The sequence below is a fragment of the Lacinutrix neustonica genome (assembly GCF_026625145.1).
In the GTDB taxonomy this organism is placed as follows: Bacteria; Bacteroidota; Bacteroidia; order Flavobacteriales; family Flavobacteriaceae; genus Lacinutrix; species Lacinutrix neustonica.
In genome coordinates this window covers 2,796,971-2,809,041 of record NZ_CP113088.1, presented here as the reverse complement: position 1 = coordinate 2,809,041, position 12,071 = coordinate 2,796,971, and the positions used below count along the sequence as shown (strand labels likewise).

9 protein-coding genes and 5 pseudogenes are annotated in these 12,071 nt (G+C 33.3%); 4 read left to right on the top strand and 10 right to left on the bottom strand.

What is annotated here, in order from left to right; translation table 11 throughout:
* Positions 1–292 precede the first annotated feature (292 nt).
* The 3 genes and pseudogenes from N7U66_RS15310 to N7U66_RS22840 all read left to right on the top strand — a co-directional run bounded on the left by N7U66_RS15310 (position 293) and on the right by N7U66_RS22840 (position 4,138).
* A pseudogene (locus N7U66_RS15310) lies at positions 293–986 on the top strand (glycosyltransferase family 2 protein).
* Positions 983–2,473 (top strand): cellulose synthase family protein, encoded by a 1,491-nt coding sequence (locus N7U66_RS15305; protein ID WP_267676018.1) that lies wholly within the window; start codon positions 983–985, stop codon positions 2,471–2,473. The pseudogene N7U66_RS15310 and the gene N7U66_RS15305 overlap by 4 nt, the downstream one beginning before the upstream one ends.
* Positions 2,474–2,627: 154 nt before the next feature.
* Positions 2,628–4,138 (top strand): annotated as a pseudogene (locus tag N7U66_RS22840) (mannosyltransferase).
* 142 nt (positions 4,139–4,280) lie between these two features.
* Here the strand turns inward: N7U66_RS22840 and N7U66_RS15295 are convergent.
* The 10 genes and pseudogenes from N7U66_RS15295 to N7U66_RS15250 form a co-directional block, all read right to left on the bottom strand.
* Complete coding sequence (locus N7U66_RS15295; protein WP_267676017.1) at positions 4,281–4,757, bottom strand: DUF2383 domain-containing protein; 477 nt, start codon at positions 4,755–4,757, stop codon at positions 4,281–4,283.
* A gap of 256 nt (positions 4,758–5,013) precedes the next feature.
* Entirely contained in the window at positions 5,014–5,394 is a 381-nt protein-coding gene (locus tag N7U66_RS15290) for a hypothetical protein (RefSeq protein ID WP_267676016.1), read from the bottom strand.
* A 134-nt stretch (positions 5,395–5,528) separates the two neighbouring features.
* A complete protein-coding gene (locus N7U66_RS15285) occupies positions 5,529–5,696 on the bottom strand; it encodes an RMD1 family protein (RefSeq protein ID WP_267676015.1) in 168 nt (55 codons plus the stop codon).
* Positions 5,697–5,732: 36 nt separating this feature from the next.
* A pseudogene (locus N7U66_RS15280) lies at positions 5,733–5,780 on the bottom strand (hypothetical protein); the annotation flags it as partial.
* Between the two features lie 50 nt (positions 5,781–5,830).
* Entirely contained in the window at positions 5,831–6,304 is a 474-nt protein-coding gene (locus N7U66_RS15275) for an RMD1 family protein (RefSeq protein ID WP_267676014.1), read from the bottom strand.
* The gene (locus N7U66_RS15270; RefSeq protein WP_390886585.1) at positions 6,297–6,623 is read right to left on the bottom strand and encodes a hypothetical protein; all 327 of its coding nucleotides are present in this window, start codon (positions 6,621–6,623) and stop codon (positions 6,297–6,299) included. The genes N7U66_RS15275 and N7U66_RS15270 overlap by 8 nt, the downstream gene beginning before the upstream one ends.
* Positions 6,624–6,632: 9 nt before the next feature.
* A pseudogene (locus tag N7U66_RS15265) lies at positions 6,633–7,607 on the bottom strand (deoxyhypusine synthase family protein).
* Positions 7,597–8,533, bottom strand: a pseudogene (speB, locus tag N7U66_RS15260) (agmatinase). The pseudogenes N7U66_RS15265 and speB overlap by 11 nt, the downstream one beginning before the upstream one ends.
* The gene (locus N7U66_RS15255; RefSeq protein WP_267676013.1) at positions 8,523–9,920 is read right to left on the bottom strand and encodes an arginine decarboxylase; all 1,398 of its coding nucleotides are present in this window, start codon (positions 9,918–9,920) and stop codon (positions 8,523–8,525) included. The pseudogene speB and the gene N7U66_RS15255 overlap by 11 nt, the downstream one beginning before the upstream one ends.
* 641 nt (positions 9,921–10,561) lie before the next feature.
* The gene (locus N7U66_RS15250) at positions 10,562–10,792 is read right to left on the bottom strand and encodes a hypothetical protein (protein ID WP_267676012.1); all 231 of its coding nucleotides are present in this window, start codon (positions 10,790–10,792) and stop codon (positions 10,562–10,564) included.
* 509 nt (positions 10,793–11,301) lie between these two features.
* Between N7U66_RS15250 and N7U66_RS15245 the strand changes: the two genes are divergently transcribed.
* On the top strand, positions 11,302–12,069 hold the full coding sequence (locus tag N7U66_RS15245; protein ID WP_267676011.1) for a hypothetical protein: 768 nt from the start codon (positions 11,302–11,304) through the stop codon (positions 12,067–12,069).
* The last annotated feature ends 2 nt before the right edge of the window (positions 12,070–12,071 follow it).

The window sequence follows — 12,071 nt, the reverse complement described above, 5'->3', positions numbered from 1 at the left end:
CTTGAAAACTCAAAAAACAAGGTACCTTTGCACCAATAAAACGAAAGAGTGCTCATATTTTTCTTGAGGGAATAGAACCAAAGAAAAAGAAGGATTATCTATTACATTCAAGAAGATCCAAAGGTGACTCATTTATGACATTGCTGATAGAGCGATTCATAAGCAATAAAATGTGATTTTTTATTGACCTATGACCACCTATCTTTAATTTATGCAATCAAATATTTTGAAGGAAAAATAAAACAACGGACAGATTAGCATCATTCGAAAAAAATAAACTGAGCGACCTCAAATGACCAAAATAAAAGTCATAATCCCTGCCTACAATGAGCAAGATTCTATTGCTAATGTTATTCATGATATTCCCGTAATTGTCGAGGAAATTATTGTTGTCAACAATAACTCTACAGATAACACGGTAGAAAATGCTAAAAAAGCTGGAGCAACGGTACTTACTGAAAAGCGAAAAGGGTATGGCTATGCCTGCTTAAAAGGCATGGATTATATCGCTATGCACACTCAAAAACCGAGATATTATTGTTTTTTTGGACGGTGATTATAGCGATTATCCCGAAGAATTAACAACCTTAGTCGCTCCAATTATAAATGAAGACCTCGATTTTGTCATTGGTACCAGAGTAAAACGACTGCGTGAAGGTGGCTCTATGACGCCGCAACAAATCTTTGGTAATTGGCTGGCTACTTTTCTAATGAAAGTTCTCTTTCGTGCCGATTTCACAGACTTGGGGCCCTTTAGAGCTATCAAATACGACAAGCTTTTAAGCTTAAATATGGAAGACAAGACTTACGGCTGGACGATAGAAATGCAGCTTAAAGCTTTGAAACAGAAACTCTCATATAAAGAAGTACCTGTAAAATATAAACAAAGAATTGGCATAAGTAAAGTGTCCGGAACAATAAAAGGAACTATATTTGCAGGCTTTAAGATATTAGGTTGGATCTTTAAATATAGTTTTAAAAAGTGATTATAGAAATTAGCATTATAGTAATTTACACGATAGCATTAATACTCATATTCATATATTCGTTGGCGCAGCTTAATTTGTTATTTAATTATCTCGGCGCACAAAAGAAAAGTAAAAAAACACCTTTTCCGGATTTTGATAATCCGGATGAAGTGCCCTACGTTACCATTCAACTTCCTGTTTTTAATGAGTTGTATGTTATGGAGCGTTTATTAGAAAATATTGCGCTTATTGATTATCCGAAAAACAAGCTTGAAATACAGGTTTTAGATGATTCTACAGATGAAACCGTAAAAACGACTTTCGATCAAATAGAAGGTTTAAAGCAACAAGGTTTAGATATCGTTCACATTTGCCGATCCAATAGGAAAGGCTTTAAAGCAGGGGCGTTGAAAGAGGGATTAAAAATTGCTAAAGGCGAATATATTGCCATATTTGATGCCGATTTCTTACCTAAAAAAGATTGGTTAAAACGTACCATTCCTCATTTTTCAAAGAACAATATTGGCGTTGTACAAACACGCTGGGGTCACATAAACCGAAATTATTCAACATTAACAAAAATACAAGCCTTCGCTCTCGATGCTCATTTTACTTTAGAGCAAGTAGGTAGAAACAGCAAAGGTCATTTTATTAATTTTAATGGTACGGCTGGTGTTTGGCGTAAGCAATGCATCTTAGACGCTGGCAACTGGGAAGGCGACACGTTAACGGAAGATCTGGATCTTAGCTATCGTGCCCAATTAAAAAACTGGAAATTCAAGTATCTTGAGGATGTTGAAACACCTGCGGAATTACCTGTAGTTATTAGCGCCGCACGCTCTCAGCAATTTAGATGGAATAAAGGCGGTGCAGAAAACTTTAGAAAAACGATGTGGAAAGTTCTTAAAAGTAAGAACATATCTAAAAAAACAAAACTACACGGCATATTACACTTATTAAACAGTACTATGTTTTTAAATGTTTTAATCGTAGGGGTCTTAAGTATCCCAATGCTTTATATTAAAAACGAATACGCGCATTTGAAGCCCTACTTCTATATTATGAGTTTCTTTGTTATAAGTACTATTATTTTCTTCGTCTGTTATTGGTTTATGTACAAACGCACCTATGGTAGTGGTCTTAAAAATTTCGCGCAATATATCGTGCTCTTTTTTACTTTTTTCTCAATAGCGATGGGATTCTCTTTACACAATTCTATAGCTGTACTGGAAGGTCATGTAGGAAAGCGTAGTGATTTCGTGCGCACACCAAAGTTTAATATTAGCTCCCTAAAAGACAGCTGGAAAGGCAATAAATATTTAAAAAATAACATTTCGATAAATGTGATTTTTGAAGGATTATTAATGCTTTATTTCGCTTTTGGCATGTATAGCGCTTTTGTGGTTGGCGATCAAGGTGGTGATTTCGGGTTGTTTCCGTTTCATCTCATGTTGTTTTTAGGTTTTGGTTATGTTTTCTTTAAATCCTTAACGTCTAAAGTATAATTCTTTGTATTTTAAGCCTACCGAAAGGTCGCGTCACTACTTGTTCTCGATTAACCTCAGGAATGGGTATCCCAAACCTCTAACAAACCGATAAATTGCGCAATAGCCCTCATTCTTTGTACTTAATATGAAGAGTAATCTCTAACGCAAACGAATGTTTAATTTAACATTAATAAAAAGTAACAAACTCCCCATACTACTAAGCTTTATTAGTGGTGTCTTTTACTTTACTTTTGCTTACGATTTAGCAAGAACCGATGATATAAAGCTCCTCTCACTGTATGTTGCTTTATTTTTCCTTTTTTACAAACTCCTGCAATTACAAAAGTATAATACCCGCTTTTTAATAGCGAGTGCCTTTATTTTTAGAGTCGTTTTTATATTTGCCATCCCAAATCTATCACAAGATTTTTATCGCTTTATTTGGGACGGACGGCTATCACTTGAAGGGTTTAACCCCTATTTACACACACCAGCATCGTTTATTTTAAAAGGGGAATTTCCAGTGGCTCAAGCACAGGAATTGTATGCTGGGATGGGAGCACTTAACGCCAGTCACTTTACTAATTATCCTCCAGTAAACCAGTTATGTTTCATAATCGCAAGCTTTTTTGCGGGTAAAAGTATTGTGGGCTCGGTAGTGGTATTAAGGATACTTATTATTGCCGCTGATTTTGGCATTCTTTACTTTGGTACAAAACTACTGAAAAAGCTAAAGTTGCCAATACATAACATATTTTTATACCTATTAAACCCGTTTATAATCATAGAACTTACTGGAAACCTACACTTTGAAGGGGTGATGATTTTCTTTTTAGTCTGGAGTTTGTATGTGTTACATTCGGCAAATGGAAAATGGCGGGTATGCTAATAGCAACATCCATTGCTACCAAATTGATACCCCTCATGTTTTTACCGCTCTTTTTTGGCTACTTTTTAAAGTACAAAAAGAAAACAGTTCTTGCGAAAGAAACCGACAAATCTCTTAAAGAAGATGCGCTTACTCTAACTCCATGTGCTCACCTCGACGACACCCCTAACATTTCAATAGAAAACAAAAAATCACATACCAATGTAGCACTAAAACTGTCACGATCTGTCTTTTCCGGCTTGCCAAAATTGATTGCTTTCTATTCTATTATTGCCACAACTATACTTTTACTATTTGCACCCTTTTTCACATCAGCGTTTATAGACAACTACTATAAAACTATTGGGTTGTGGTTTGGTGATTTTGAATTTAATGCCAGTATATACTATATCGCACGTGCAGTGGGGTATTGGTTTAGAGGCTGGAATGAAATTGCTATTATTGGAAAAATATTACCTGTTTGCGTACTGCTGTTCGTTTTATACTTATCCTTCTTCAATAAAAACAAAACGACAAAACAGCTCATCATTTCTATGCTTTTTGCCTTTACCTTTTATTTATTTATGAGTACTACTGTGCATCCTTGGTATCTCGCTACCTTAGTTTTTTTAAGTGTGTTTACCCACTATAAATTCCCTTTGATTTGGTCCTTTATTATTGTTATAAGTTATTTCGCTTATGCAAACACAAATCATTCTGAGAATCTCTGGATAATTAGTATCGAGTACATAGTTGTTTATGGGTACTTCATTTGGGACGTATTTATAAAGCACAAAACAACTAAAAAAAAATAGTTATAAGCTTTTTCTTCTAAACTTTAAAAGTAGCATCTATGTAAATTTAAGACCTCAGCTATAGAGTTTTAAATGTGATATTAAAGCTTATAAATCTGACTCAAAGCGGATTATGAAACGTAATTGGATTAAAACGTCATGTTTAAAAAGGGATGGTTTGATTTATTGATTTTGTGTTTAAAATCATGTTGGGATAGTTTAAGGCATGCATCTCAGACAATTGACTCACTAATACGTTGTATACTTTTTCTGAATGAATCCCAGCTTTAATTAGTCTATTATAAGTCGCACAGAACTCCTCCTCTACTGTTTTAGCTTCTTCAATAATGGACAGCGCATGATGCTCTACGACCAATGATTTGATATCAAACCACAATCTAGCAACCCCTCCCAGCACCGATCCTTTTTCTAAGGGCTGAATACTCATTTCTTTTAATAGGCCCACGATGGTTATCGAAAAGTGTTTGATTACATTCGCTTTTTCGATTAAGTAACACCTTGTTACCTCGTCATTCGCCTTTTCTAATAACTGCCGGAAGGCAGATTCTGCATCATAATTAGCTTTAAGCGCATTTTGCAAAGCTTCCACCCCAACCTCGTAAGTAATTGTAACGCCCATTATTTGTGCTTTTTTCTTATTTATAATACTAAATGTACGACAGCAATTCCAATTTTTTACACAATAAAAATACAATTAGTACTCCCTTAACATAATATAATTAATTGCATTCATTAATCATTTAATAAAACAAAAACCATCCCATAGGATGGTTTAGAGTAAAAAAATAATACTTGGTTATTTTACTTTTTTAAATATAAAAAAAGGTCAAAATTCACCTCCGTAAATCATGACCTAAGTGTTTTTAATTAGATTATTAATCAATACTATCTAGCTTTATTATGGTTTTTGTCTCGATCTCCTCTTCAAAATCATTCTCATCCATAAGCATTTCTGTAGTTATACTGTAAGTTATCTTGAAATGAGCTCCTATTAAGGCCTCAGAATCTAAATCATGACTCTTGAGCACCTCTGCCTCTACTATTTGAAAGGTTATGGTACGTTCTGTACCATCTGTGAGTTTGTAAATAAAATTGTACCCATAATCTTCGTGTCCGTCATAAACCCCAGTAATTGCTTTTTGATCTTGACGTTTAGCGTGCATCATGTCTTCACCCTTACTTGGTGTCATAAAACTTGTTAAACCAAAAAAGGATGAAAAAAAGACAAATACTCCTATTTTTAATAATGCTTTCATAATGTAAGTTTTTAATTAGTGATCGTATGTTCCGGAAACACTTTCAACCACAAGTCCGGACGCTTCTAGTCCCTTTATCCCTAAAGTTACTGGTTATGAATTTTAATTATATACGCTATAAAACAACGTTTGGCCTACACTAATTTAAGCAATAACATATCAAAAACCTCAATAATAATTAGAATTATAATAATCCATTCCAACCTACTGCTTTCCTTATGATCCATGATGTCTTTAAACAGTTCTAAATTTTCCTTTATTATGTCTATGCGATCATGAATGAGACGGTAACGGTCTTTCAAATCAAATACAATCTTAAGCTCGATGTTTAACTTATTTAAAGTTTCATTTTCCCAGGTAATATCTGGTGAATCAAAGATGTACAGGTTTTCTGAAATTTTATTTTTAATATTTAGAATTTTCCCAATAAAACGTTTTAATTTATTTCCGAAATATTAATCCGCCCATGTTTTTCGAGAAATAATGTATGCTGGTTTGTTTCAATGATTAAATTTTCGGTAATTTCTGAATAGCGATCTAAGGCTACAGACTGTGAGGCATTCATCATCACTAAACGAATCATCTCTTGATCTAATGCTGGTAAAACAATAAGATTAAATTGGACATTTAATTTATTGGGTTCAATGATTACATCAACATTTTCAGAAAAATTTTCAGAAAAATAATCGTTGCAAAAGGGATTTATTTGTTCTAACAGCGTATTTATTTGTACCGTTGTTAAATTAAAGAAGCTTACCATGCCATATTGAAACAAATACATGAAGGCATGTTCTGAAACTTGATAATACAACTCATCACTATCCTGAAAAAGCAATTGCCAGGGCAATTGCTTTTTGCTTTCTTTTAGATTAATAGTGCCCGCAACTTGATAAGCTACAACGTTATACATTAGAAATCGTCTTCTTCATTTTCTTCCAGCATAGGGTCTTGAATCGCTTCGGATCGTCATCTTCAAATGCTTCATAATCATCCTCATCATAATTCTCCATGGTCATTTCTAATTTCGTACTCACTTTAACCAGGTATTTTGTATCCTCTGTTATAAGCTCTACCGCTTCAATGAGTTCGTTTTTAGCATTTTTAAAAGAAATCACATGACGGTCATCATAACCATCAGGAAACTTTTCTACCAACATGGCTAAAATCTCCGGTGTTAACTTTTTAAAGTCAACTATTACACGTTTTAAATTGTCCTTTTTCCTTTCCATAACAACGTTTTATAAACCTAACAAATAGGCAAAAATTAATGGTGCTACAATAGTAGCATCACTTTCAATAATAAATTTAGGCGTGTCAATATCTAGTTTTCCCCATGTGATTTTTTCATTGGGTACGGCTCCGTAATAAGAGCCATAACTGGTTGTCGAATCACTTATTTGACAGAAATAGCTCCAAAATGGTGTATCTGTGCGTTCCATATCTTGATAAAGCATTGGCACGACACAAATAGGAAAATCACCAGCTATACCACCACCAATTTGAAAGAAACCGATCCCTTTTGATGAATTAGCAGTGTACCAGTCAGCTAAAAAGGTCATATACTCAATCCCCGATTTCATGGTCGTTGCTTTTAGTTCGCCTTTAAGCACATAACTAGCAAAAATATTTCCCATGGTACTGTCTTCCCAGCCTGGGCAAACGATTGGCAAATTCTTTTCGGCAGCAGCATACATCCATGAATCTTTTAAATCAATTTCATAGTATTGTTCAAGAACACCGTGACAGTAACATTTGATACATGAACTCATGTGGTAAATAACGTTCTCCATTGGCTTCGGCATCTTTCCATAATTTTACGATATGCTCTTGCAATCGTCTAAACGCTTCTTCTTCAGGAATACAGGTGTCTGTAACACGATTTAATCCTTGCTCCAGCAAATCCCATTCTTCTTTAGGCGTTAAATCGCGATAATTTGGCACCCGTTTGTAATGTGAATGTGCTACCAAATTCATAATATCCTCTTCTAAATTGGCTCCAGTACATGAGATAATTTGCACTTTATCTTGGCGAATCATTTCGGCAAAACTCTTGCCTAGCTCTGCCGTACTCATTGCGCCTGCTAAAGACACTAACATTTTAGCTCCGAAGCCAATTGCGCTTCATACCCTTTAGCGGCATCTACTAACGCGGCTGCATTAAAGTGCAAGTAATGTTTTTCTATAAATTGAGAAATTGGACCTTTAGTACTCATCGTCTTCTTTAAATTTTGAATTATTATTTTTAGATTTTGATGGCTTATATTCATTATCAAAATCGTCACCAGCAGCGTCATTTTTAAATTTGTAACTAAGCATTTTGTAATACAACTTAGCTGCAAGAAAATCTGAAGACTTCTCCTTTGGATTAGGGCATAATTCTACAATATCAAAGCCTACCACATTTTTCTCTTCAAACACTTGCCTTAAAAATTCCAAAGTTTCATACCAAAGTAAGCCTCCTGGCTCGGAGTACCGGTACTAGGCATAATGGAATGATCAAAAACATCTAAATCTATAGTAATAAATACATTATCTGTCATCTGATCAATAGCAGAATCCATCCACGTATCATCTAGTGCCATCTCATGTGCAAAGTATGTTTTCTCTTTATCTAGGACTGTGGTTTCTATCACATCCATAGAACGAATACCCACTTGAATTAAATTCGTTGTCCGGCTCGCTTCATAAACAGCACAGGCATGATTGCATTTTGACCCCTGATATTCTTTTCTTAAATCGGCATGCGCATCTAATTGCAGTACGGTTAAACTAGTGTAATAATCTCTAAATGCTCGAATAGTTCCAATAGAAATGGAGTGTTCACCACCAAAAATAGTTACAAACTTGTTCTTTTTAATATAGCGTTTAGTCGCTTGGTGTACGGCATCCACCATCGCTTCGGCGAACTTGCTTCGGTAACGGCCTCTGCTAGAAAGACGCCTTGTTTGTAGACTTCCGTTTCTGTTTCAATATCATATAACTCCATGTTTTCTGAGGCATGCAAAAAAGCCTCAGGCCCTTTATCTGCCCCTTTTTGGAAGGTACTTGTACCATCATAAGGCACAGGAATTAATACGATTTTTGATGTTTCTAATTTCGAGAATTCCTCCGGAATCCCAGCATAAGATTTAGTTTGCATAGCCTAAAATTTTAAGTAAGTCTTCACTTTTTTGTTGTTCACTAAATAATTTTGTTGTCAAGTTCCCGTCTTCATCTCTATCAATTAAAATGTGTTTTGGCGACGGTATTAAACAGTGCTGTAAACCACCAAATCCACCTATGGTTTCTTGATAAGCACCGGTATTAAAAAAGCCTATATATAATGGTTTGTCTCTATTGTACTTAGGCAAATAGATGGCATTCATGTGTTGTTCACTATTGTAATAATCATCACTATCACAAGTAAGTCCACCAAGTAAAACACGTTCATAAGAGTCATTCCAACGGTTGATTGGCAACATCACGAATCGTTTGTTTATGGCCCAGGTATCCGGCAATGTCGTTATGAACGACGAATTAATCATATTCCACTTTTCACGATCGTTTTGTTGTTTTTGGTAAAGCACTTCATAAATAGCACCACCACTTTCACCCACGGTGAAACTACCAAATTCTGTAAAAATATTAGGCACCGCGACGTCTTCGGCTTCACAAGTTGTTTTAATTTGATTGACGATTTCATCAATCATATACTCGTAATCGAAATCAAAACCTAAGGAGTTCTTAATAGGAAATCCGCCACCTATGTTTAGGCTATCTAAACTTGGACATATTTTCTTTAAACTGGTGTAAACCTTCAAACATTTTTGCAACTCATTCCAGTAGTAAGCATTATCACGAATACCTGTATTAATAAAAAAGTGCAACATTTTAAGCTTTACTTTCTTATTATCTTTTATAAGTTTATTGTAAAAAGGGACTATGTTTTTATAACCGATACCTAAACGTGAGGTATAAAACTCAAATTTTGGTTCTTCTTCTGAAGCAATACGAATCCCAATATTAAATTTACCCTTTACTTCCTCTGAAAGCAAATCGATTTCTTCATAATTATCTATTATGGGAATACAGTTTTTATGACCCTCATTTATTAACCTAGCGATATTAGTCACATATTGTGCCCTTTTAAAACCATTACTAATAACATAGGTGTCGTTGGTTATTTTACCTTCCGCTTTTAAATTTTCTACGATATCGATATCGAAAGCAGAAGAGGTCTCTATATGAATGTCATTTTTTAGTGCTTCATTTAACACATGTTTAAAATGAGAGCTTTTTGTACAATAGCAGTAATTGTATTTCCCTTTATAATTGTTTTTTTCAATAGCATTAGCAAACCATTGTTTTGCGCGATTGATATTATTAGAGATTTGAGGGAGATAGGTAAACTTCAAGGGGCCGCCATATTCTTCCACTAACGCCATTAAATCAATGTCGTGAAAGCTTAATTTATTATTATCGACTTTAAATTCTTCTTGAGGGAAATCGAATGTTTGACTGATTAAATCTATGTATTTAGTATTCATTATTATGTTTAAAGTAGTGTAAGTTAGAGTTAGAAGCTAAAAGCGCTCCATTATAAACAATAATAGTGGCATATCAAACTTGTATTTGATTTTCTGTAGTAGGTAAAAACCCATAGTGATGCTGACTCGCAACAATAGATGCAAAAGCAGAAGTTAATTTTAAAATTCGGTCACTTAAACGATAAGCAGCTTTTGAATATGACTTCTTAGCGTTCAAAAGCCCGAACACAGAAACGGGTTTCAAATTGTCCAACTATTATAATATGTTATAAAAATAAGCATAAAATTTCAAAGGCAAATGAAATACATTTTTTTGAATTACAAATTAATTTAATATAATTTTTTTTAATAACATTTAAGCTTGAATTAAAACTGTAAATTTATTATTATGACTCACTTACCCATCATAAAGTTATATAAATTAAACCATAGACAAAACCATAATCTTTCTATTATAAATCGCTTAAATTTGTTGATGACTTTATTAATTATATCTATAATTACTTCCCAAAATTGACTTATAGTGACCAATCCAAAATTCCTAATATATCTTTACCACCAAAATAAATAAGCACTTCTCTATTTGGCTTTACATAGAGATGATTTATTTTAAAATTTGATTCCCGAAAAAACAAGTTTCTTTAAAAATCATACTGATCTAAGTATAAGTGATTTTTAGCATCTTCCATTACATTAGAATTTTTGGATCCAATAAGAAATGATTGATATTTATGAGAATTATTTTTATTCCAGTCCCAATATCTTTCATTTTCTAAATCAGCTTTAATTTTTTTAGTGTTCTTATCATAGAGATGAATCATTAAATTTTTATCCCCATTAAATTCCGGTCCAATAATCTTAGCTAAAATCATCTTTACCTGTCGATGCTTTGTTGAGTCTAATACATCAAATTTTTTTCGTAGTAATTTTTTTTATAAGAGCTGTATCTGTTTCTGTTTCGGTTATATATGTTTTATTCTTGTCGAAAGACCTGAATTCTACGTGCTTAATTACATTATTATTTATATTCATATAAATAATATTTTTTTTATTTTGACATAGCGAGGCTTGAGTGAATAGTAAAACGGAAAATAAAATAAACGTATTTTTCATAATCGGGGAACACGTTTTTATTTTTGATTTCTTTATTTAGTGAAGCTCATAATTTAACAAATAAATACTTGATAAAATAGACGCATAAAAAGTATTTAAAAACCGAGAATCAAGCACTATTTACAGGGTGTCAATTTTATATTTGACGCTAAGGAATTACTGTATGCAAAACCAATTATAAATCTATTAGATTTGTAGACATAAAAGCTATAATGAACATATGTTTATTATATCATTGTTACAAACAATTTAAACAAAACTTTACGCAATGAAAAAACTGAATTTACTACTTATCTTTTTAATTGGATTAACGATTTTGTCTTGCTCATCAGATGACAATAACGGAAATGATGACCCAACATCTGAAGCAGCAACTAAATTACTCAAGAAAATTACGTTTAGCGGAAACGGAAATTATTCCATAACATTTTTCTACAATGCTGACAACAAAATTGACCGATTGCAAAGCGCAGAAACTGGAGACGATTTTATTAAGCAATTCTACTATAATAATGGAGTTTTAGACAGAGCTGAATTTCAAGATTTAAATGCAGTTTCAGATGGTTCAATTGAACAGTATGTTTACAATAACGGAATACTTATAGAAAGACAAGATTTTTATAACACTACTACTCTTGACGAGCGATTTCTTTATTCGTTTAACAATAGCAACATAGACAACATTCAATATATTGGTAATGGTCAAACTACATATTCGGAAGAATATAGTTTTGAGTATGACTCAAATAATAATGTGATTTCAAGAAAACACGATTATTTAAATACTGCTATTTCTGACGAGGAATTAACTTTTACTTACGACACCAAAAAAAGCCCATTTCTTAATTTTCAACCAAACATAGTTTTAATAGATGATTTCTTTTCTTTCAGAAATAATCCAACTTCTCGACTTTTAACAGATATATCGAACGATACTGTTATTTTGGAAAAAAATTATACTTACACTTATGATAGTGATGATTATGCGACTTCTAAAACAGATGGAACAGAAACTATAACCTACGAATACTACTAATT

What these genes read in the sequence shown, in the direction of transcription:
- N7U66_RS15295 (WP_267676017.1), bottom strand. Translation starts at nt 4,757, where the DNA reads ATGGGCGTTACAATTACTTACGAGGTTGGGGTGGAAGCTTTGCAAAAT.
- N7U66_RS15290 (WP_267676016.1), bottom strand. Translation starts at nt 5,394, where the DNA reads ATGAAAGCATTATTAAAAATAGGAGTATTTGTCTTTTTTTCATCCTTT.
- N7U66_RS15275 (WP_267676014.1), bottom strand. Translation starts at nt 6,304, where the DNA reads ATGTATAACGTTGTAGCTTATCAAGTTGCGGGCACTATTAATCTAAAA.
- N7U66_RS15270 (WP_390886585.1), bottom strand. Translation starts at nt 6,623, where the DNA reads ATGGAAAGGAAAAAGGACAATTTAAAACGTGTAATAGTTGACTTTAAA.
- N7U66_RS15255 (WP_267676013.1), bottom strand. Translation starts at nt 9,920, where the DNA reads ATGAATACTAAATACATAGATTTAATCAGTCAAACATTCGATTTCCCT.
- N7U66_RS15250 (WP_267676012.1), bottom strand. Translation starts at nt 10,792, where the DNA reads ATGATTTTAGCTAAGATTATTGGACCGGAATTTAATGGGGATAAAAAT.
- N7U66_RS15245 (WP_267676011.1), top strand. Translation starts at nt 11,302, where the DNA reads ATGAAAAAACTGAATTTACTACTTATCTTTTTAATTGGATTAACGATT.